Below are 21641 nucleotides of genomic sequence, written 5' to 3' on the forward strand. Positions count from 1 at the left end.
TTCTGGAATGGTATACTGGTTAGGACATTTCCAGCGCTTCAAGCGTACCGCAAAGGAGAACGGACATTTTGCAGCTGCTTTTTGAAGAAACCGGCCCCGGCCATGTGATCCGGGTTTACGACACGAACGAACTATACGGCGAGAAAGGCCGCTTTCGCGTGCTCCAATTCGCAAATGATGCCATACAAGGAGCGCTTGATCTGAACAATCCCGGGCGCATCCTGTTCGAATATCCCAGAGCGATCGTCCATCTCATGGAGATGAACCGGCCCGCTTTCGAAAACGTGTTTATGATCGGTCACGGAATCGGGACTCTGGCGGGGCACTATCCGCAGAAACGGTTCACCATAGCGGAACACGATCCTAAAGTCGTGGAACTCAGCAGAACCTATTTCGGCTGCGACCAGGAAAATATCATCCTCGGCGACGGACGTGAGATTCTGGATCGGGAACCGCCGGAGGCGTACGATTACTTGATCCTGGATGCCTTTACCGAGAAAGGAACCCCCCGGCACCTCGTCTCCCGCCAATTCTTCGAGCTCAGCCGCAGCAAGCTGAACCCGGACGGTGCCATCCTCATGAATCTGTTCGGCAAAAGCATGCACGACAACCATATCAGCGCCATTTACACAACCCTTGGCGAGGTTTTTTCTCATAGGAAGGCTTTTTATCTGCCTTCGGAAGGCACCCGGGATACGTTGAACATCCTTCTGGCAGGCGGCAGCAGCCCCCTAACGTACCAAGCCCGCCACATGGCCGGCTTTGTTGAATTTGAACCGGAACAAGGTTATCTGATTACGGACCGTTTGTAACTACATTGTGACCTTTCCATGCGCATTTTGGTTTATGATGAGAGTAACAAGCCAGACAGAGCGTTTTAAACCGGCCCAGCCGGGTAAAGAATCTGTAAGGCATCCTAATCATTTTCCGCAAAGGGGTTACACACACATGAAAAAGATGGTCTTTTTCACTACTCTGATGGTATCTATGCTGGCTTTCGTCACTTCCGCCAATGCAGTCGATTCCGAATATACGCCCGTTCCCCGCAGCGAGGACACCGTAACCGTTATGATTTCTTCCCTTGAAAATAAAAACGGCTCTCTCTATCTGCAAGGAGACCAAATCGAGTGGTACGAAGGTGCAGAAGCCGATCAAAAATTCCTTGAGCATGAAACGGACATCGGCGATATGACACACGCCCCCGACGGCTACTATATCGTTAACGATCAAGAGAAGCTCGAAAGCTTCGAAATCGATCCGAACGCCCAGGTCCTCATGCAGCTTTACGATCATGACGGCACTTACGAAGGCGTAGACGTCAAGTGGAACGAAGAAGTACCGCTCACCAAGTTCCTAGCCATTTATCCTAACAATAACCTGCTCGATGTGAGCACATTTCCGTTCCATTTAACGATCAAAGACCATAAGGTCGTGAAAATCGTTCAGCAGTACATTCCGTAACGGATGCACGATAGAAATGCGCGAGCGTCTCGTTGCAAAAAAGGACCCGATTTTGATCGGGTCCTTTTTGTATGGAATTGTACAAACGCACCAAATCTCATACCTTTATGTCCCCCCCCCCCCCCGTTTTGCCTAGATGTTCTTCCGCCCACTTCGAATTTTCCTACATACCGTAAAAACAAAAAACCTGCAACCCAAGATACAGGTAGCAGGTTGTTCATTTGGCAAGGCTTATACTCAAGTTAAGAGCTGCACAACCATTGATTGTGTCAGGAGTAAACAAACTTTGGAACTAATTTTGTTGATTTCATTGGGCTTGCCCCGGCACTTGATAGACAAGTAAAACGATGTGTCCGCACAGCCAATGTTTTCTTTTCCGATTTCATCACAGTTGGAGCATTGCTAACTTAGTCAAAAAGTAGGTGGAGTAGAAACCGCTATTAACATCGTTTCGCCATCCCAGATATTCTTATAACTATGGGGGATTCTGGCATCATAATAGATGCTGTCCCCTTCTTCGAGCGTATAACGTTCATTGCCAAGCACAAACTCCAAACGCCCGGAGTGAACAAATAGAAACTCCTCGCCATCGCTATGGCCGACGCTGATGTCGCCGTAAGCTGCTCCTTGTTCCAGTACTCCCCATATCGGTCCCATTTTGTTGCTGCTTCCTTGGCTAAGAGCGTACCAGGTAATACGGGAACCCTCGGAATGCACCAAAGGTTTACGCTCGTTTTTTCTAACGACAATGCTTCGCTTCTCCTCGCCGAACAAATTCGTAAAATTCACGTTTAATGCGTTCGCTATGCGCTTCAGAACACTGATGGACGGATTCGCCTTATCGCGTTCAATTTCACTGAGAAAAGACAAGGATACAGAGGCTGCTTCGGCTACCTTCTTGAGCGTTAATTTCTGTTTTTTTCGCGTGCCTCGAATTGTTTCACCGATCGAATTCATGTGCCAGCCTCCTAAATTTCGAAATCATTTCGCTGACAGCGAAATTTATAATTTTATAATAGGTGTAAACCTGAGCAATATCAAGCCCTTTTACTAGGACGGAATTACGGTGTAAAAACGTTGATTTGTCTGTTTTAGTGGACTACTATTTTATTAAGGTTGACGGACGAATTTCCCCGGATATTACACATCGTTCATTCTCAACAGAATAATTTTCATTTACAGCGAAATTTTTAAGGAAACGAAATACGAATCACCTGATTGCAACGGAAAGCCTTTCCTTGTTATTCGGATTCATAAAAACGTGTCAGAAGGACGAAAGGGGCATAAAGAATGTCTACCAAAATTCCCAAGGTCTATCAAGTAGGTGATGTTACCGTTACACGTGTTACGGAGATGATGCTTGACGGTATTCCACCAGAAGTGTATTTTCCGGGATCGTGGGACCCCATGTTCCTGGAGGAGAATCGGAACTCTCTTCCGGCTGGCCTGATCGATGGCAATTCTCAGCTTATCGTTAGCATTGGAACATGGGTGGTGAAAACCCCGAAGCATACGATCCTTATCGATACGGCTACAGGAAATGATAAAAACTTGCCTTTAAATCCGGATCTCGCCGATCTCCAGCTCCCTTATCTCGAGCGGCTGAAGGAGGCGGGGGTTACGCCGGAGGAATTGGACTACGTGCTGCTGACGCATCTGCACGTGGACCATGTCGGTTGGAATACGAAGCTCGTTGACGGAAAATGGGTACCGACTTTCCCAAATGCCAAATACGTATTTCCCCTTGCAGAGCAACAATATTACTCCAGCGAGGCCAGCCACAACAAAGCAAACGAAGTAAACTTTAACGTTTACGAAGAAAGCGTATTGCCTGTTGTTGAAGCCGGCTTAACGCAAACCATCGGCCCTGAGGGCGGGGAATTTCTTGATATTTTCAAATTCATTCCGACACCCGGCCACAGCATCGGCCAAATGTCCATCGGTCTTAAATCTGGCGGAGAAGAAGCTTTATTTGGCGCCGATGTGATGCACCATCCGTTACAGGTCTATAATCCGCAATGGAATTCCATGTACTGCGAATTTACCGATCAAGCCCGTATTTCACGGCTCCAGGTGCTGGAATTCATAGCGGATCGCCCGGTCATTTATTTCAGTACGCACTTCCCCGAAAGCGCGGCGGGGTACGTGACTCGCAGCGGGGACGGATACAAGTGGGACTTTATTTAATACGACCTGACAACAAACACAATACGAAAGGCGCTGAACTTATGACAACCCATGATTTTCTTAATGATATAAATATCGTGACTGAAGACCTGCGTATCCCGAGTGATACGCCCGGAATCGAGCTTTATGTACGAAATAAACGTCCAGCTCCCATGAATACCTTCTCTAACGAAAAAACGATCGTAATGGTTCATGGCGCTACCTATCCATTTGGCAGTCTGTACGATGTGAAGCTGGACGGCTTCACTTTTCTGGACTACCTTGCAAGCCATGGCTATGACGTGTACGCCGTGGACGTTCGCGGCTACGGCGGCTCGACAAGACCTCCTGAGATGGAGCAGCCTGCCGACCTTAATCCGCCGCTTGTCCGCACGGAAACAGGGGTCCGAGATTTTGGCGCAGCCGTGGACTATGTTCTGAAACGCCGGAATTTAATGAAGGTCAACGTACTGGGGATGTCTTGGGGAGGAACGGTTGCGGGAGCTTATACCAGTCAAAACAATGATAAAGTAAACAAGCTTACGCTTGTTGCTCCGCAATGGCTGAGTTCCAATCCGGTTCCTATCGATACCGGAGGTCCGCTTGGTTCGTATCGCCTTGTTGCTGTCGGCAGCACGAAGGAACGCTGGCTAAGCGCCGCACCGGAACATAAACGCGGCGATTTGATTCCGGATGGCTGGTTTGAACAATGGGTCAAAGCCACACTTGCTTCCGACCCAGGGAGCCTAACCAATCATCCTGAGCATATTCGGGCGAACAACGGCCCTATCCTGGATATCCGCGAATACTGGACGGCTGGCAAAGCTTTCTATGATCCTAAGGAAATTACCGTTCCCGTCCTTCTTGTCCATGCCGAGTGGGATATCGATGTCCCTCTTGAATTGGCCCAGAACTTCTTCACTACCCTGACAGGAGCAGCATATCGCCGCTGGGTTGAAATCGGTGAAGGGACGCACATGGTATTGCTGGAGAAAAATAGACTTCAGGCTTTTCAAGCCATCCGCGGTTTCTTGGATGAAGCGTACGAACCGGTGAAATAAATGCTGCTGCAAGAGCGGACTTTAACATTATATGACTTGCTTGCCTAATTAGAGGCCCGCGGCATTGTCGCCTTGGGCCATGAAGTGTACAGCCAATATTTCAGTGATCATCACCCTGCCAGAACAACCGTAGAAGTGTCTTTCAGGAAAACGCGGATTTAAGACGGTAAGGCAATTCCAATACTAAAAAGCCCAACTTCTCCATAAATTAATAGAGAAATTGGGCTTTTTCACTCCTTCATTATAATATAAATTTCATATCTTTAATGTACACTTCACAACTTATATTGTTTAGTTTCTCTGAAATGACAGCTTGAGATCTTTTAAACGCTGCTAAGACTTTTGTTAAGCTAGCACCCTAATAATTTCCATAATTTTTCTATGGTTCAAAAACACGCAAAAGAACTCAGCTAAGTTAGCTGAGTTCTTTTTTGCTGCAATAGTTATCCAATCCATAACTTGACAACTCACCCCAATAAGAAATTAAACATAGCATCTTATCCCAGCGTATACCACCTTTGGGCTGATTTCCAATCGCGACAAATGATTTTAAAATCGTCCGCGTAGCGCACCAGGTAGCCTTCTTTCAGGCTGGACCGTATCTTCGCAACCCTCTCGCCGGTTCTCGATTTGAAAGGTTTCGTCAACGGAAAGTGCTCCCATTGACCATCCACCCAGTGATCAAGGTCATTCAGTACAATGTTGGAGAGCAGTGTTGACAGCAAGCCTCCTTGAGGTACACCCTTTGAAGGTATTCCTTCCCCCTCGATCTCAGCTTTTAGCATTTTAGAGATGCACGCTAGAACCTTTCTATCTTGAATGCCCAAGTTCCAAAGCTGCTTCACGAGCAAGGTATGGTTAACGTTGTCGAAGAATCCCAATATGTCGATGTCTACTATAAAATGCATTGATGCCTGATTGATGAGAAATTGCACTCTTGCCATGGCATGATGTGTCGATCAAAGGGGTCTGAAGCCATAACTATGGTTGTAAAATTGGGCTTCAGCTATGGGCTCAAGGACTTGCTTGAAGCACTGTTGAATGATGCGATCTAGAATACAAGGGATGCCAAGAGGTCTCATTTTGCCGTTATCTTTTTCAATAAGCTTCCGTCTGACTTTTTTAGGGCGGTAGTTTTTCAGCCTGTTTTGGATTTCACTAACTAATTCATTTTCGGAGCATTGTTCGATGTCTTTGATGGTTAACCCATCGGTTCCTGGTGGTCTTTGATCCTTTGTTGGACTTCATCGTGCGATAAGCTAGCAATATGTTTTCTCTGGATGTAATGGTCCCATAGAGAGGAGAGAAGATTTCTTTGTTTGCTGCTCTTTCGTACAAATCCGTAAAAGATTCCGTCATGCCGTAATATTCCCAATTTCGTAGAGCTTGCACTGTGGCATCCCTCCTAATGAAGCGATGTCCCCACGTTCCTACCTGATCGGTGCAATTCACGTATGGAAAATGATCGTTCTATTCAATTAGACTTGGGCTGTTCCTCCACCTCGATTACAGAGGCTTCATCAGTCGTGACCCTACCCTCACAAGAATAAATCCATTTCGGCTAGTGCCTTATTGCAACCGTTTTGGGTAACAGCCCTTACTGCAACGTCCCTTGCTTTCCAAGTCCCCTACATCCTATCTATGCGTTCTGGACTTAGGTGCTTCCTCTAAGCCTGTGAGACCAATGCCACCATTGTTCGGCATAGCGTATTTCATAGAAGAAAGTTTTACTCTACGCCACTCACCCCATCGTGTCCGATGGTACATACGTTTCCGCTTGCTCTAACTTTAGACCTGTACATTCGGAAGTTCGTCAGTTCGCTTCTGTGCGAGCATTCTCACCATATCCAGTTTTTCAGCCGCGCGACATATCCTTTGGCATACCTTTTTCAAAAAAATTGGCTCCAGCCTTCGTTCTGTCGAATCTACCTGTACTTCACACCCCATGACCTGTTAGTCATGACGCGCGCAGGAGTATTGGCGGGATGGTTTCGGGATACATGGTTCCGTCATTCCCATCCTCGGTTGTAAAGTTAAGATTACACTCCGTAATCTCCTGCTTTTCACACTGATTGGTGCTCATAGAAGAACTTGTCATACTTCCTCGTTAGTTCAATCTCAACCTACAGTTGGTATAGACTGATCGAACTCAACCTCTAAAATATACTCTGTAGATGGATTATCGTACAATGAATTTAACCTTATGCCTATGGATGACTGCTCCTAGCAGTATTGTCATAGATGTGAGATGTTCAGCAATAGGGGAGCAGCCGGAGCGGATTCCGAGGATTGAGCGTCTCCTCCGAGCTCCAGCACCGCTACGATCCGCTCCTGCGGCCGAATCCCAAACGGCTTGCACCATTCCCGGTCATAAATCCATTCCGGAACCGTGCGCCGCACGTGCCAAGGCTTGGATTTGGCTAACAATTGAAAATTTTGGATCAAACAGCATACCGCCGCGTAATCCTCCTCCTGCTTGTGGGGATCCGCTTCTTCCTTCGCCACGATCAGGAGAGATGCCGGCGACGCATCCCCATACGAAACTCGGAGCTTGCCGGCCGCTTCGCCGCCCGTCACATAGATAAAGCGCCACGGTTCCCTTAGTCCATCGTTCGGCGCCCAGACGGCGTCATTCAGCATTTCGAGAATGCTTTGCGCGGGAATTCGGACGTTATCCAACTGCGGCCCATCTGGCTCCCCGCCTCCACCGATTGTGGTCCATTTCTGCTTCGCCGGCGTTCTTCTCCGGGATCTCGGCGCTTTATCGAAATATCCCGCATGCAAAATCCCTGCAAGCCTTTCACCTTCCCGCAAACCGATTTCCGCAAGAAACGACTCGCTTTGAAGCATTGGGTCCGTGTCCCACAGCATGCCCAACCCGCGCTCCCAGCCCAGCAGTTGAAAATTTTGCATGACACTGCAAACTGCTGCGTAATTTTCGTCGCTCTGCCGCCGATTGGCGGCGGATTCTGCAATGAAGATCAGGTGAGCGGGAATATCCGTTATTCGTTTTGTGAGAAAATCGATCATTTTGACAGGAATGAGCTTCCCGAGTTTGCTTTCCTTCATCTTAGCTATCATGCTCTCAACCAGCCTTTGACGCGACTCCGACGTGCCGGCGTAAATACAACGCCAGCGCGGCGTACCCTCGGCCTCGTACAGGCTTGCCGCTCCGTTCAGCAAGTATACGAGCAGTTCCGGCGCTACCGGTGTTGCGTTGAATCTCCGGATGGTTCTACGTTCTCTAATCGTTTGGGAAAAATCCAACATAATCCCTCCTCGCGAATATAGTTTATGAGTAAACAAAAATAATAAAAAAATTTAGCTTATCTCTCGCCAATATACCGGGTCATGCCTTGAAAAAACTTCAAAATCGTCTGATGCTCACTATCGGAGTAACTGTCCAAAAACCGGATAAAGCTCTGCTCCTCCGCTTCATGCAAAGCCCGATGCATTTCGAACAACTGCTTCCCTAGGGGCGTTAGCCGAAAATACACCTCTTTGCGGTTATCGTTGAGCTGGGTCCGATTAATGAAGCCAAGTGCAAGCAGCTTCTTGTTGATCTTTGTAATACTCGCCTTCGACAAACTTAATTTATCCACAATCGCGGAATGATTGATCGGTTCGTGATTGCCGATGCAATCGAGGACATGGATGGTCGATAAACTTCCAGGGACGCCTTTCAGCTGATGAAGCTGCACCAACTCTTTGATTTCTTTAAGTTCCAGCTCCAGCCGCTGTTCTTGCAAATGGAATAAATGAAGCAATTGCTTATAAATTAACGCCTTGATACTTTCAGGATAATCCATGTTCCGGTTCACACTCCATATTGTTTACATTGAAACTAAAATATCACAGTTTGCAGGATTCAGCAAGTGCCGCATTCCAGCACAGAGATTTAAAAAGCATTATATTATCCCCTAGACATGTAAAATCTCCCCTCACAGTAGCAGGTTATATTATTTCACCTGTTTACCGTAAGGGGAGCAGATCATGGTTGGCTGCTCGCATTTCTTTATGGGCTATCGTTCCTCGTTAGCGCAACGCGTTTCGGTAAAGTAAACAAGAGTTATCTATTAGCGTGTACTGTTCGTCTGGTAAGTTGTCCTTTAAAGAACGGTCTATTAAGATAGGAGCTCAGACAAGTCTGAGCTCCTTTGTTGCTTAGTTAAGAAGTTACAATCAATATTATTCAGTTGCATACTTCTTTTATCAGTTACAATGTTAATTTTTCAGTTACATACTAAATTTAACACATTCAATTGCTGTCTACACGCTTCCGCCTTACTCCACCGTCACACTCTTCGCTAGGTTACGCGGTTTATCCACGTCGTTCCCGCGTGCCAGCGACGCATAGTACGAAAGCAGCTGAAGCGGAATCACGGTCAGAGCCGGGGACAGCACATCCAGCGTCCGCGGGATGCTGAACGTCTGGTCCACCGATTTTGCGAACTCGGCGTCTCCCTCGTAAGCAATTCCCAGCACTTTGCCGCCGCGCGCCGTGACTTCCTTGACGTTGCTCACCGTCTTCTCCTGAAGGTCGGATTGCAATCCCAAAGCAATCACCGGCACATCATCCTCGATCAGCGCGAGGGTTCCGTGCTTCAGTTCGCCCGCCGGATAAGCTTCGGAGTGAATGTACGAGATCTCCTTCAGCTTAAGCGAGCCTTCCAGCGCAACGGCATAGTCGATCCCGCGGCCGATGAAGAACAAATGCTCCTTCGGAGCAATCTGCTCCGCATAAGCTTGGATCTCTTCGCCGCGCGCCAGAATGCTTTCCACCTGCTCCGGCAGGCTCTGCATAGCCGCCAAAGTGTGGCGGATTTCCGCCGGCTCCACGGTTTCCAGCGTCTGCGCGAGGAACAGGCCGAGCAGATAGAACGCCATCAACTGTGTCGTGTAAGCCTTCGTCGAAGCCACGGCAATCTCCGGCCCCGCCCACGTCACGATCACGTCGTCCGCTTCCCGGGATACGGAGCTGCCGACTACGTTGGTGATCGCCAGCACGCGCGCTCCGTTTCTTTTCGCCTCGCGCAGCGCGGCCAGCGTATCCGCCGTTTCACCGGATTGGCTCACGACAATGACCAGCGTTTTCGGAGTGATGATCGGCGACCGGTAACGGTACTCCGAAGCCACATCCGTTTCAACCGGGATGCGCGCCAGCTTTTCGATGACGCTTTTACCGACAAGCCCGGCATGATACGCGGTTCCGCAGGCTATGATCTGGATATTCCGAATATTCCGAATTTGATCGGCCGTCATCGAAATTTCATCCAGAATCACACGGTCGCCCGCTTCGGAAATACGGCTGCCGATCGTATCGCGGTAAGCTTTCGGCTGATCATAAATTTCCTTCATCATGAAGTGATCGAAGCCCGCTTTTTCAGCCGTTACCAGATCCCAGTCCACGCGGAACATTTCCCGAGAAATAAAATTCCCCTCGATTGTCATCAATTCGACACCGTCCCGCGTAAGCAGCGCCATTTCGCCATCGTTCAGGATATACACGTTGCGCGTATATTCCAGAATCGCCGGAATGTCCGAGCCGATAAAGTTCTCTCCTTCGCCTACCCCGATGATCAATGGACTCGCCAAACGTACAGCCACCAGCCGGTCCGGCTCATACTCCGTCAGCACGCCGAGAGCAAAAGCGCCCCGCATCTGTTTAACCGCCTGCTGAACTGCTTTGACGATATCTCCCTCATACAGGTCGGCAATCAAATGGGAGATCACTTCCGTATCCGTCTCCGAAACGAACGTGTGCCCTTTAGCGATCAGCTCATCTTTCAGCGTCATGTAATTTTCAATAATCCCGTTGTGAACAACCGAGAATTTCATCGAATTGTCCGTGTGCGGGTGTGAATTCTCATCCGATGGCTTGCCGTGAGTCGCCCAGCGCGTATGACCGATTCCTACCGTTCCGTTCAAAGGCGCATCGCTAAGCTGCGATTCCAGCACAGCCAGACGGCCTTTCGACTTCTTGATTTGAAGCCCGCCCTCCGTGTAAACGGCCACGCCTGCCGAGTCATACCCGCGGTACTCCAGCTTTTTCAATCCCTCGATCAACACTTCCTGAGAATCACGTTTACCGATATATCCAACGATTCCACACATACAAAAATACCCCCATTATTTGAGCTCCATGACCCGCTCCGCATCCCGCGGATAACGTTCATAGGCTATTTGTCAAAGATCGGCGGAACACTGAACGGAGCCACACTCCAGAATTCAAACTCCTACCGTCTGCCCTGCTTATATATTTGCGATTCCTTATCTCGTCTAAAAAGAATGATTTCAAAACCGGAACACCAAAACCACCTCAGCTGTTCTTCCACCTTGATGTCCGGTTAGGTTAACTAGCGCATTGATGTACGGTTAGATTAACTAGCGAAGTCATTTGATACATTTCGTATCAAGACCTGTCTTTTACAAGTGTCTACATAACACCCATATTCCTCCTAAATGCCCTGAAATCTTCTAACAGGCGCACTTAAAAAAGGCTTCCGAGCTCGCGTTTTTCAAACAATGCGGCTCACTCGTATAAGCCGGAACGAGTATAAAAGGACGCCTGACACGCAACGATTCAAGCTGCCCAAGCAGCGTCTTCGCCGCGAAAAACAGAACTGAAGAAACAGACCCCTATATCCGAGGTCACCCGTCCAACAGCGCCGCAATACAGCCCCTATGCTGCACAGATCCTTAAACCAACGTCACCGCTCGGCAAAGATCTTTTCTGCCTGTCTAAAAACGACTGCTCCGTTCGTCCGCCTAAGCGGTTTCCGTACGACCCGTCTGCAGCCTCAACCAGAGCCATCGCTGCTTCTAAAATCCAAGCATGCGGCCCTGATTCCTTGCTATGAATCATTCGGCTGGATTCTTGTGTGCCCGGTCACCCGGACAGTTTGCTCTCCAGCTTGTCGGTAGGAATGAACTACCGGAAGGTCCCCGCCGAAAAATTCGAACACCTTCACCTCGTCAACTTGCCGGCTCCACGTTATCTTGGCCATACCGGGTCGATTAACCCGCATGTACAATTCAGACGCTTCCCGCGCAAGTTCTGGCGCTTGTTGTTGCTGAAACACTATCCACCTTTCTCTGCATGAGTAAAAAAACATATACCCATCATATTCATTTTAGCCCCGCTTTGCAACTCTCACGATACAAAATGAGATACAAGCCCCATAATAGGCGGTTAAATCTTGTGTAAATTCGCGGTATGAGCCTCCCTTCGGCTAGGTACGACTGCATGGCGGCAGGCTCGTTTCTTCTTTTATACGTGTGGTTGCCCCCCGTCATGCGACGCCTCGCCGCGCTCCGGGAGCTAGCGGCTAGCGGTGCCTCTGATTTTCAACAAACGCTGTTTCCCGCACCGGGGTTCAACTCCACAGGACTTTCTACTCTTCTAAAAACCATCACGAGCCCGCCCATTAGCTCAGGCCTTCTGCGCATCTATATCCGCTTCCTTGAACTCACTCCTCTTATCTCCCCTCCCACAACCCTCTACTCCATTTTACTCCCCCTCTCCTATACCGCTCATCCCTCTGTCCCTCCCACCCGCATGCAAAAAAAGCCGCTCCTCTCTTAAGAGAAAAGCGGCCTGCACAAACCGATCAACACAGCAGTCTATAACCTTATAGATCAGGCAAAATCAAGCCCGCAAAACGCGCCCGGAATTAACCGAGCTCCCGCTTCACGACCTCCACGATGTCATTGACGTAGCCTTCCACCGTATCCTTGTCCGGCCCTTCCGCCATGACGCGGATAAGAGACTCCGTCCCGGACGGACGCACCAGCACACGGCCGTTGTCGCCCAGTTGGCTTTCTACGGCACTGATTGCGCCGGCAATGGCTGCATTGTCCTGCAGCTTGCTTTTATCCGCTACACGCACGTTGACGAGCACCTGCGGGAACTTCCGCATTATCCGCTTCACTTCGCTAAGCGGACGACCTCCCGCCACGAGGGTGTCAGCGAGCTGCAAACCTGTAAGAATACCGTCTCCGGTCGTATTGTAATCGAGGAAAATGACATGGCCGGACTGTTCGCCGCCCAGGTTGTAGCCGCCCTTACGCATCTCTTCCATCACGTAACGGTCTCCTACGGCCGTCTGCGTCGCTTTCAGGCCATGGCCCTCGATTCCCTTAAAGAAGCCGATATTAGCCATCACGGTCGTTACAATCGTGCTGTGATTGAGCTTGCCCGCACGGTTCATCGCATCGCCGCAGATGCTCAAGATGAAGTCGCCGTCGACTTCATCCCCGTTCTCGTCAATCGCGATGAGCCGGTCCGCGTCCCCGTCGAACGCAAGACCGAGGTTGGCGCCGTGCTCCACGACGGCTTTCTGCAGATTCTCCGGATGAGTCGAACCGCAGCCTTCATTGATGTTGCGCCCGTTTGGCTCCGCTCCCAGCGTAATCACTTCCGCTCCCAGCTCGCGGAAAATCTTAGGCGCCAGCTCGTAAGCGGCCCCGTTCGCGCAGTCCATCACAATCTTCATGCCGCCGAACGAATGCTGCACGGTCGACTTGACGAAGTCGGCGTACAGGAACTTCGCCTTCGGATCATCCGACACGGAACCGATCTCGCCGCCCACCGGCCGCGGCAGCTCGTCGTCGTCCGCGTCGAGGAGGCGCTCGATTTCGAGCTCCGTCTCATCGAGCAGCTTAAACCCGTCTCCGCCGAAAAATTTGATCCCGTTGTCTTCCACGGGATTATGCGAGGCGGAGATCATCACGCCGGCGTCGGCGCCAAGCACGCGCGTCAAATACGCGACGGCAGGCGTAGATACGACGCCTAGGCGGATCACGTTCGCTCCGATCGACAGGAGACCTGCGACCAGCGCCGCTTCCAGCATAGGACCCGAAATACGCGTGTCCTGGCCGATGACTACCTTCGGATGCTGAGCCTGACGTGTCAGCACATAGCCTCCACAGCGTCCGATTTCAAAAGCCAGCTCCGGTGTCAGCTCCTTATTGGCTACTCCGCGAACTCCATCCGTTCCAAAATATTTCCCCATCGTTCTCTTCCCCTCTTCTCATAAACGGCACGTGAATGCCAGATCGGCTTCTTTATAAATCCTGGTAACTTGTCATGATTTTAACATATCCCTTATAACTTACGAAGGAAAATTCCCGTTTAGGGGGTTACGGCTCCTTTTTAGGGACCGTTTCTCCCACGGCATCCGGTTTCTGGGTTGGAGTTGGAGTCGGAATCGGTGTAGGACTCGGATTTTTCGACTCGGTTTGCGTCTGAGCCGCCGAAATGACGACCTTGGCCTTCGTGACCTGTGTCCCGCCATCTTTGATGTACGGCGGCAGATTGAGGGTAATCGGCAATTCGTGCGTCCCTGGAGGCAAATTGCTCACATCCACGATAGCCTGGATGTCTTCCGGTTTAACGGCCTCCATTTGAGGCGCCGCTCCTTCCAGGGTCAGCGTAATGCTGCCGTTAGAAGGATCCGTGAACTTCACTTCCGTTCCCTCCGCCTGTCCCACTATTTTCAGGGGGATTCCCGGATATTCCTTTTTGATGGAAGAGACGATTTCGACGGTTACCTGCACCTTCGTCGGCTCAATCTGAGTCACCCCTTTTTGCAAAGGAATGTCCAGCGTAAATTCTTTCGTTTCCTTGAGCCCGTCGATCTTAAGCGTAACTCCCGAATAGAAGTCCATGCCGTCCAGCACGTTTTGCGGCCCGTAGACCATGATCTTGTCCGGATTCTGCTTGATCGAACCGATGCTGTAACCGGGAGGCAGACTGCCGGTCAGCTGGATCTGCAGAGGCACCGTTTTAAACGGACTCGTGACGGGAACATCCACGTCCACTACGGCCGGCCTTATATCGTAAGGCAGCTCGCGGCCTTCTTTGTTATAGACCTTCAGCTTCACCTGCTTGGTTACCGCCGAATCGGCTTTATCTACCGAGATTTCCCCTTGAACCGTCGCCACCTCGTCCGCTTTGCTCGCCGGAACGGATACATGCACCTTGCTCGGTTTGGCGATAGGGTCGCCGGATTTATACCCGGGCTGCGGAGTTCCCTTTACATTGATCTTCACAGGGACTTCCTTCATCTCCTGCTCCTCGACGACCACTTTGACGTTCCGCGGCACGATGTCCACCTGCAAAGATGACGGGAAGCCGACCGCTTCCAACGGAAGGACATACTCGCCTTTACCGCCGGCCTTGGTCAAATCCAGCACGACTTTGTACTCACTCGTGCTCACCCGCTTCAACGCGGAATCTTTCCCTTTCAAAATCACCTGTACCCGGCTGGGCTCAATCGAAGATATATAATATTTATCCGAATCGTATTTCGGCGTAATTTGCACATTGCTGATCGGCAGCTCTTTAATTCCCCCCGTAGTCGAATTGGTCACGGTAGTGCCTTCCATCCGGACAACCGCCCACAGAAGAATTCCGATAATGACCGCGATCACCCGGACGACATTTGTATTTCTCAGCCATCTATCCACGTTTGCGTCCCTCCCACCATTTCTTGAAAGGGTTTTGACGGTCTTTGGCCTTAGGCTTCAATTCATCAAAAAGCTTCGAAATCAAAGATTCTTCCTTGATATCCCGAACGACCTGCCCGTTCAGCGACAGTGAGATTTGTCCCGTCTCCTCGGACACGATCAAGCAAACGGCATCCGAAACCTCGCTCATTCCGATAGCCGCCCTGTGCCGGGTCCCAAGCTCTTTACTGATAAAAGGATTCTCCGAGAGGGGCAAATAACAACCCGCCGCCATCAGCTGGTTGTTCCGGATAATAACCGCACCGTCGTGCAGAGGCGTGTTCGGGATAAAAATATTAATAAGCAGCTCGGAACTGATCCGTCCGCCTATGGCTATTCCCGACTCGATGTAATCAGTCAGGCCCGTTTCCTTTTCAAAGACGATCAAAGCCCCGATTTTACGCCGGGACAAGTAATTCATCGCTTTAATCACTTCGCCGATCCGTATGTTGACGTCCTGGTCCACGTCCATCGAGCTGCGTGAGAAAAGCCGGCCGCGACCCAATTGTTCCAGGGCTCTTCTAAGCTCCGGCTGAAAAATAATAATAATGGCGATCAGACCCACCGTAAACATCTGGTTCATGATCCACTGCAGCGTATTCAGGTTGAAAGCAACACTGAGCGCCCAAGCGACCAGTACGACGATGATCCCTTTCATGAGCTGTACGGCTCTTGTCCCGCGCAGTAGCATAATTAATTTATAAACCACATAGCTTACAATCGAGATATCTATAATATCTGTGATGGAAATATCTGCGAATAATTCCACTGGAGTTCCCCCAAATCAACGCGTAAAAATCCGGATTTTTTTCTTATCTTTATCTGTCTATTCCTTGATAATACCACAATCCGAACAATTCTTCTATTCTACCCATTTCCCGGTTTCCAAAGAAAAAAGCCCTCCGGGGTACCCCTCGAGGACTTTAGCTGTATGAGATATGCATGCTGTTTTGTTTAAGCAGGTCAATGCATGAGATCGTTCAGTTTAAACCAGATCCAGCTTAAAGCTTCGTCAATGCGTATTTTATCCCCGGATATGTGAGCAGTCGATGCCAAATTCATGTTTCCGTCGATAACCACCAGGTTTCCTTCCACATTGGCGTCGTCTTCTACAACCAGTTGGCCGTTCTCGACCACCAGATTGCCTTTTACCGTCTCTCCTCTGGGCACGATCACTTTATCGCCTTGGATGATTACCCGTTCCAGGTCTGCACCCCGTACCATTAACTCGGTGTTGTTATTCCACAGGGTCATAAAGCTGCCCGCCATCGTTAACAGAAAAACAGCCGCTACCGAAACCGCAGGATGTCTGCGGATCCACTGCGTCCACGGCTTCCGCTTCTTAACGGGAGGGAGACTGCCCATAATACGGTTCGTGAGATCACTTGACACGGTAGGTGCAGGGATGGAACGAACGAGCGCATCCGTCGTTTCCATCTGCCGGAACAGCGAGTTGCATTCCGGACATGACAAAAGGTGCTGCTTTAGCTCCAGCGCCTGGGCCCCCTGCAAGTCCCCATCCAAATATTCGTGCATCAAAGGGAGGGCCTGTTTGCAATTCATCGAAGCCACTCCTTTCTCGTTCTTGGCCGATAGTGTAATACCATACGTATGGCAGGAGAAGATGTTTCAAAAAAATCGGACTTACAGAGAAAAATTTGCGTCCGTGTCTAATTTCTTTCGTAAATACTCCCGGCCGCGGTGAACACGTGTCTTGACGGTCGTAACGGGCATGCCGAGTACATCCCCGATTTCCTGAAGCGACATATCGTGGAGATAGCGCAGGATCACGACGGATTTGTATTTTTCAGGCAAGGTTTGAATGGCTCTGCGAATTACCTGCTGTGTTTCCGAGAGAACAATCTGGTCCTCGGGCAGCTCATCTTTGCTCGCAAGCATGGCGTAAAAATCGTTTCCTTCACTGTCCGGCATTTCGGCGTCGAGGGAATAGGTCGGTTTGCGTTTGCGCAGCCGGTCTATGCATAAGTTGGTTCCGATACGGAAGATCCAGGTAGAAAACTTCTGGTTCTCGTCGTAACGGTCTAAGTTGTTGTATACGCGCAGGAAAGTATCCTGCACAGCATCTTCGGCTTCCTGCTTGTTACCGAGCATTCTGTAGGCCAGGTGAAATATTTTATCTTTATACAAATTCACCAGTTCCTCAAAAGCACCACGATCTCCATTCCTTGCAAGCTTGGCTAATCGTGTTTCTACTAAATTCAAGATAACTCCTCCAACCCTAGGAAGTACGGGGCTTCTTTTCACTTATGTTCGGTAAAACACACAAAGTCGAGCCGCCCGGAAGGACGGCTTGACTCTTTGTTTCAGTGCCTATGCGATGTTGTCCGTTATCAGCCTGTATTGCGGAGTCCGGCTGCAATGCCGTTGATCGTAAGAAGAACTTCACGCAGCAGGAAGCTATCGTCTTCGTTATTCTCGCGTGCCCCGCGCAGTTCTTTGAGCAAATCCACTTGCAGGTAGCTCAGCGGATCGACGTACGGATTGCGAAGCCGGATCGATTCTTGAATAACCGGCACGTTGTCGAGAATCTCCTGCTGCCCGGTAATATCCAGAATCAGTTTGGAAGTCAGGTCGTATTCCGCGCTGATCAGCTCGTAAATGCGCTTTGCGATGCTGTCTTCCTTAAGCAGGCTGCCATACTCTTTGGCGATGAGAAGGTCCGCTTTGGCTAGTGCCATCTGCAAACCGTCGATCATGGATTTAAAGAACGGCCAGTTCTCATACATGTTCTTAAGAACCGACATATTTTCGGCCTTATTCTGATAAAAGTCCTGAAGCGCCGTACCCGCAGCGTACCATGCCGGCAGCAGATAACGGCTCTGCGTCCAGGCGAATACCCACGGAATCGCGCGCAGATCTTCAAAGCGGTCGCTGTTGTTCCGCTTGGAAGGACGCGAACCGATATTCAGCTCTCCGACCTCCGGAAGAGGCGTCGACTGCTTGAAGAAAGTCATGAAATCCGGATCGCGGAAAATAAGGTCCTGATACTTATTCTGCGCTTTTTCCGAAATTCCTTTCATAATGCTTTCCCATTCGGTTTCAAGCGGGTGTTTTTGCGGGTTGCGTGCCAGCACCGCTCCTTTAATCAAAGCAAACGTTGCCTGCTCAAGGCTGCGGTACGCGATACCTTGAAGCGAATAGCGGGATGAAAGCACCTCGCCCTGCTCCGTAATCTTGATACCGCCGCCGATCGTATCCACAGGTTGGGCCAGAATACTCCGGTTCAGCGGCATTCCGCCGCGTCCGAGCGAACCGCCCCGTCCATGGAAGAACTTCAGCTTCACGCCGTTTCTGTTTCCGGTATCCGTCAAGGCACGCAGCGCGACGCGCAGCTCCCAGTTAGCGGTAATAACGCCGCCGTCTTTGTTGCTGTCGGAATAACCCAGCATGATTTCGTGCATAGGCGCCGCAGAATTCAAGCTTGCACGGTAAGCCGGAATTTTAAAAAGAGTATCCATAATTTCCGGAGCCGCATGCAGATCGTCGATCGTTTCAAAAAGCGGCACCGACTGAATGTTGCTCACAACCGTACCGTCGGCTTCCTTACGATAAAGTCCTACTTCTTTGGCAAAAACCATAACCTCCAGCATGTCGCTCGCGCCCTGAGTCATACTAATCAGATAGCTGTTCAAGCAGTAGCGTCCGAACTCATGCTGGGCCTTATAAATATTTCTATATACATCCAGACATTCCTGAGTAGACTCGGAGTATTTCATGTATGGGGATGTAATCGGACGCGGCTCATCGAGAAGCTTGCTCAACAGCTCAATCTTCTCATTTTCCTGGAGTGTGCTGTAATCCTCCACGATACCGATCCGGTTTAGGATTTCCGTCATGGCCAGCTCATGTTCGCGGCTATGTTGACGAATGTCGAGGGTAGCCAGATGAAACCCGAATAATTCTACCTGACGAATCAGCTTCTTAATATACCGGTCCGCCGCATAATCGGCGAAATGGCTCCGCAAGCTTCTTTCGATCACATAGAGATCCGCAATCATTTCGTCCGGCGAGGTATACTTCTGGAAACTCGCTACTTGGGAGTTCCCCGCGTTTCTGACTTTCTCGATCATGTAGGCAAGCTTCGTGCGGTACGGCTCGTCGTCATTGCTCCAGAAATCATTGTGGGGACCAAAAACTTCATGATCGGCCTCAATAGATTTCTGCAGCTCATCACTGATCTCAGCAAGATTCTTGCTGAAGCTTAAGTGATACATGACATCCACGAGAATTGTTTCATACTTCTTTAAAGCAAGGCCGCGGTGCAGCTCCAGCGTCTCCCACGTGACATGAGAGGTAACCGAAGGGTTGCCGTCACGGTCTCCGCCGATCCAGGAACCGAATTTAAGGAAACTAGGTACGTGCCAAGTCTCATTCGGGTAGTATTTATCCAAACAACGTTCCAATTCTTGATAAACCTCAGGAAGAACATCGAATAAGGTTTCATCAAAATAATAAAGGCCATTCTGAACTTCGTCGATAACAGTCGGTTTCCGGTTGCGTAGTTCATCGGTTTGCCAAAGCGTCATAACCTCAGCCAGAAGCTTTTCTCTAAGCTGCTCTCTCTCCCGGTAGGTTAGCGTCGGATTGTCGAGGTACATCACGTCCTGGGAAATACGCTGGTGAATATCCAGAACCGCACGGCGTGTAGCTTCTGTAGGATGGGCAGTCATAACGAGTTCAAGCGAGATCGTCTGCAAAATTTCCTGAACCTCACGATAGGAGATCTGATTCTGCTTCAACTGCTGAACGATGCTTTCGATTGAGCCAGGCTGAACCGTTTCTCCCGAGGAACGCTCATAATCGCGTTTTCTGCGAATACGGTGGGTTTGCTCGGCAATATTAACGAGTTGAAAGTAAATCGCAAAAGCACGAATAACCTGGTGACGAATTTCAGGCTGCAGCCCGTCAATCGTCGCTTTAAACTCCGCATAGATGGCTGGGTCATATTGAGCCCGAAGGGATTTACTCAGTTCGCGGATCTTCTCTACGACTGCCAGAAGCTCATTGCCTCCCTGATGGACCAGTACTTCCCCAAGTATATGCCCAAGAAACCGCACATCTCTGCGAAGCAAGTTGTTAGTAGAATTTTTCTGAACGATTGTTTCGTTATCCGACATGTCCTCGCCTCTTCTCTCTACTGATAATCACACCAAATTTCATCTGATTTCATACTCATTTCAGAATATTTTACCACATTCACGCGTTGCATTATAGCTATTTTTGACGAAACATGCCTGAGAATTACAGGAAAGCCGAGTAAGATTTAACTCAAGCCCGGTTCCGGATAAATAAAAAAAAGATCTCTATGAGATCTTTGTTGGTTATGTATGGAGCGGGTGATGGGAATCGAACCCACGCTACCAGCTTGGAAGGCTGGAGTTCTACCATTGAACTACACCCGCATACATATGGTCGGGACGACACGATTTGAACATGCGACCCCCTGGTCCCAAACCAGGTGCTCTACCAAGCTGAGCTACGTCCCGAAATATGAATGGCGTGCCCTGAGAGATTCGAACTCCCGGCCTTTTGATTCGTAGTCAAACGCTCTATCCAGCTGAGCTAAGGGCACATATGAAATTATGGAGCGGAAGACGGGAATCGAACCCGCGACCCTCGCCTTGGCAAGGCGATGCTCTACCGCTGAGCCACTTCCGCATAAAACTGATGCGCGTGGAGGGACTTGAACCCCCACGTCAAAGACGCTAGATCCTAAGTCTAGTGCGTCTGCCAATTCCGCCACACGCGCAAGTTGGAAAAATGGTGAGCCATGAAGGACTCGAACCTTCGACACCCTGATTAAAAGTCAGGTGCTCTACCAACTGAGCTAATGGCTCGTACTAAAAATGGCTGGGGGTATAGGATTTGAACCTATGCATGACGGAGTCAAAGTCCGTTGCCTTACCGCTTGGCTAACCCCCAATAAAACATGGTGCCGTCGAGAGGACTTGAACCCCCAACCTACTGATTACAAGTCAGTTGCTCTACCAATTGAGCTACAACGGCATGATGGTGGACGCTGACGGGATCGAACCGCCGACCCTCTGCTTGTAAGGCAGATGCTCTCCCAGCTGAGCTAAGCGTCCGCCCAGTAATGACCCGTAGGGGATTCGAACCCCTGTTACCTCCGTGAAAGGGAGGTGTCTTAACCCCTTGACCAACGGGCCTTAATAAGCTTCCAACCGGATTCGAACCGGTGACCTCTTCCTTACCATGGAAGCACTCTACCTACTGAGCTATGGAAGCGTGGCTCCCCGAACAGGACTCGAACCTGTGACAACTCGATTAACAGTCGAGTGCTCTACCAACTGAGCTATCAGGGAATATCGCTTGGCAACGTCCTACTCTCCCAGGACCCTTCGGTCCAAGTACCATCGGCGCTGGAAGGCTTAACGGTCGTGTTCGGGATGGGTACGCGTGGTT

14 protein-coding genes, 12 tRNA genes, 1 rRNA gene and 1 pseudogene are annotated in these 21641 nt (G+C 49.9%); 4 read left to right on the forward strand and 24 right to left on the reverse strand.

Annotation, left to right across the window (positions count from 1 at the left end):
• Positions 1 to 68: 68 nt before the first annotated feature.
• Both ABH899_RS22915 and ABH899_RS22920 read left to right on the forward strand, forming a co-directional pair.
• The gene (locus ABH899_RS22915) at positions 69 to 812 is read left to right on the forward strand and encodes a spermidine synthase (protein WP_370000849.1); all 744 of its coding nucleotides are present in this window, start codon (positions 69 to 71) and stop codon (positions 810 to 812) included.
• Positions 813 to 948: 136 nt separating this feature from the next.
• Positions 949 to 1461 (forward strand): hypothetical protein, encoded by a 513-nt coding sequence (locus ABH899_RS22920; RefSeq protein ID WP_218231175.1) that lies wholly within the window; start codon positions 949 to 951, stop codon positions 1459 to 1461.
• Positions 1462 to 1872: 411 nt separating this feature from the next.
• On the opposite strand, the gene ABH899_RS22925 is transcribed toward ABH899_RS22920, so the two are convergent.
• Entirely contained in the window at positions 1873 to 2418 is a 546-nt protein-coding gene (locus tag ABH899_RS22925) for a helix-turn-helix domain-containing protein (protein ID WP_218231174.1), read from the reverse strand.
• Positions 2419 to 2751: 333 nt separating this feature from the next.
• Between ABH899_RS22925 and ABH899_RS22930 the strand changes: the two genes are divergently transcribed.
• Positions 2752 to 3648 carry an MBL fold metallo-hydrolase gene (locus tag ABH899_RS22930; protein WP_370000852.1) on the forward strand — a complete coding sequence of 299 codons (897 nt, stop codon included), beginning with the start codon at positions 2752 to 2754 and terminating at the stop codon, positions 3646 to 3648.
• A 41-nt stretch (positions 3649 to 3689) separates the two neighbouring features.
• A complete protein-coding gene (locus ABH899_RS22935) occupies positions 3690 to 4688 on the forward strand; it encodes an alpha/beta hydrolase (RefSeq protein ID WP_218231172.1) in 999 nt (332 codons plus the stop codon).
• Positions 4689 to 5197: 509 nt separating this feature from the next.
• Here the strand turns inward: ABH899_RS22935 and ABH899_RS22940 are convergent.
• The 23 genes and pseudogenes from ABH899_RS22940 to rrf all read right to left on the reverse strand — a co-directional run.
• Positions 5198 to 6080: pseudogene (locus ABH899_RS22940) on the reverse strand (reverse transcriptase domain-containing protein); the annotation flags it as partial.
• Between the two features lie 843 nt (positions 6081 to 6923).
• Positions 6924 to 7958, reverse strand: coding sequence for a nitroreductase family protein (locus ABH899_RS22945; protein ID WP_370000855.1), 1035 nt, complete (start codon positions 7956 to 7958; stop codon positions 6924 to 6926).
• A 56-nt stretch (positions 7959 to 8014) separates the two neighbouring features.
• The gene (locus tag ABH899_RS22950; RefSeq protein ID WP_370000857.1) at positions 8015 to 8497 is read right to left on the reverse strand and encodes a MarR family transcriptional regulator; all 483 of its coding nucleotides are present in this window, start codon (positions 8495 to 8497) and stop codon (positions 8015 to 8017) included.
• A gap of 475 nt (positions 8498 to 8972) precedes the next feature.
• Positions 8973 to 10802: a glutamine--fructose-6-phosphate transaminase (isomerizing) gene (gene glmS, locus ABH899_RS22955; protein WP_370000859.1), complete on the reverse strand. Its 1830-nt coding sequence runs from the start codon at positions 10800 to 10802 to the stop codon at positions 8973 to 8975.
• Positions 10803 to 12361: 1559 nt separating this feature from the next.
• Positions 12362 to 13702: a phosphoglucosamine mutase gene (gene glmM, locus ABH899_RS22960; protein ID WP_370000861.1), complete on the reverse strand. Its 1341-nt coding sequence runs from the start codon at positions 13700 to 13702 to the stop codon at positions 12362 to 12364.
• A 127-nt stretch (positions 13703 to 13829) separates the two neighbouring features.
• On the reverse strand, positions 13830 to 15158 hold the full coding sequence (locus ABH899_RS22965; protein WP_370000863.1) for a CdaR family protein: 1329 nt from the start codon (positions 15156 to 15158) through the stop codon (positions 13830 to 13832).
• Positions 15151 to 15966, reverse strand: coding sequence for a diadenylate cyclase CdaA (gene cdaA / locus ABH899_RS22970; protein ID WP_009675030.1), 816 nt, complete (start codon positions 15964 to 15966; stop codon positions 15151 to 15153). Before cdaA ends, ABH899_RS22965 begins: the two co-directional genes overlap by 8 nt.
• A gap of 194 nt (positions 15967 to 16160) precedes the next feature.
• Positions 16161 to 16760: a zf-HC2 domain-containing protein gene (locus ABH899_RS22975; protein WP_009675028.1), complete on the reverse strand. Its 600-nt coding sequence runs from the start codon at positions 16758 to 16760 to the stop codon at positions 16161 to 16163.
• A gap of 81 nt (positions 16761 to 16841) precedes the next feature.
• Positions 16842 to 17420 (reverse strand): RNA polymerase sigma factor SigW, encoded by a 579-nt coding sequence (gene sigW, locus ABH899_RS22980; RefSeq protein WP_009675029.1) that lies wholly within the window; start codon positions 17418 to 17420, stop codon positions 16842 to 16844.
• A gap of 128 nt (positions 17421 to 17548) precedes the next feature.
• The gene (gene ppc / locus ABH899_RS22985) at positions 17549 to 20335 is read right to left on the reverse strand and encodes a phosphoenolpyruvate carboxylase (RefSeq protein ID WP_370000866.1); all 2787 of its coding nucleotides are present in this window, start codon (positions 20333 to 20335) and stop codon (positions 17549 to 17551) included.
• A 211-nt stretch (positions 20336 to 20546) separates the two neighbouring features.
• Positions 20547 to 20620: transfer RNA gene (locus tag ABH899_RS22990), tRNA-Gly, on the reverse strand.
• 7 nt (positions 20621 to 20627) lie between these two features.
• A tRNA-Pro gene (locus ABH899_RS22995) sits at positions 20628 to 20704 on the reverse strand.
• A 9-nt stretch (positions 20705 to 20713) separates the two neighbouring features.
• Positions 20714 to 20790, reverse strand: a tRNA-Arg gene (locus tag ABH899_RS23000).
• A gap of 11 nt (positions 20791 to 20801) precedes the next feature.
• Positions 20802 to 20876, reverse strand: a tRNA-Gly gene (locus ABH899_RS23005).
• 10 nt (positions 20877 to 20886) lie between these two features.
• A tRNA-Leu gene (locus ABH899_RS23010) sits at positions 20887 to 20967 on the reverse strand.
• A 12-nt stretch (positions 20968 to 20979) separates the two neighbouring features.
• Positions 20980 to 21055: transfer RNA gene (locus ABH899_RS23015), tRNA-Lys, on the reverse strand.
• Positions 21056 to 21065: 10 nt separating this feature from the next.
• A tRNA-Gln gene (locus tag ABH899_RS23020) sits at positions 21066 to 21140 on the reverse strand.
• Positions 21141 to 21148: 8 nt separating this feature from the next.
• Positions 21149 to 21224, reverse strand: a tRNA-Thr gene (locus ABH899_RS23025).
• Positions 21225 to 21228: 4 nt separating this feature from the next.
• Positions 21229 to 21304: transfer RNA gene (locus ABH899_RS23030), tRNA-Val, on the reverse strand.
• A gap of 9 nt (positions 21305 to 21313) precedes the next feature.
• Positions 21314 to 21385: transfer RNA gene (locus ABH899_RS23035), tRNA-Glu, on the reverse strand.
• 6 nt (positions 21386 to 21391) lie between these two features.
• Positions 21392 to 21464, reverse strand: a tRNA-Thr gene (locus ABH899_RS23040).
• 1 nt (position 21465) lies between these two features.
• A tRNA-Asn gene (locus ABH899_RS23045) sits at positions 21466 to 21541 on the reverse strand.
• A gap of 5 nt (positions 21542 to 21546) precedes the next feature.
• Positions 21547 to 21641: ribosomal RNA gene (rrf, locus tag ABH899_RS23050) — 5S ribosomal RNA — on the reverse strand; the annotation flags it as partial.

It is taken from the genome of Paenibacillus sp. RC84, assembly GCF_041260495.1.
Taxonomy (GTDB): Bacteria; Bacillota; Bacilli; order Paenibacillales; family NBRC-103111; genus Paenibacillus_F.

Coding starts and splice junctions, on each gene's coding strand:
- ABH899_RS22920 (WP_218231175.1), top strand. CDS start 949: ATGAAAAAGATGGTCTTTTTCACTACTCTGATGGTATCTATGCTGGCT.
- ABH899_RS22925 (WP_218231174.1), bottom strand. CDS start 2,418: ATGAATTCGATCGGTGAAACAATTCGAGGCACGCGAAAAAAACAGAAA.
- ABH899_RS22930 (WP_370000852.1), top strand. CDS start 2,752: ATGTCTACCAAAATTCCCAAGGTCTATCAAGTAGGTGATGTTACCGTT.
- ABH899_RS22935 (WP_218231172.1), top strand. CDS start 3,690: ATGACAACCCATGATTTTCTTAATGATATAAATATCGTGACTGAAGAC.
- ABH899_RS22945 (WP_370000855.1), bottom strand. CDS start 7,958: ATGTTGGATTTTTCCCAAACGATTAGAGAACGTAGAACCATCCGGAGA.
- ABH899_RS22950 (WP_370000857.1), bottom strand. CDS start 8,497: ATGGATTATCCTGAAAGTATCAAGGCGTTAATTTATAAGCAATTGCTT.
- glmS (WP_370000859.1), bottom strand. CDS start 10,802: ATGTGTGGAATCGTTGGATATATCGGTAAACGTGATTCTCAGGAAGTG.
- glmM (WP_370000861.1), bottom strand. CDS start 13,702: ATGGGGAAATATTTTGGAACGGATGGAGTTCGCGGAGTAGCCAATAAG.
- ABH899_RS22975 (WP_009675028.1), bottom strand. CDS start 16,760: ATGAATTGCAAACAGGCCCTCCCTTTGATGCACGAATATTTGGATGGG.
- ppc (WP_370000866.1), bottom strand. CDS start 20,335: ATGTCGGATAACGAAACAATCGTTCAGAAAAATTCTACTAACAACTTG.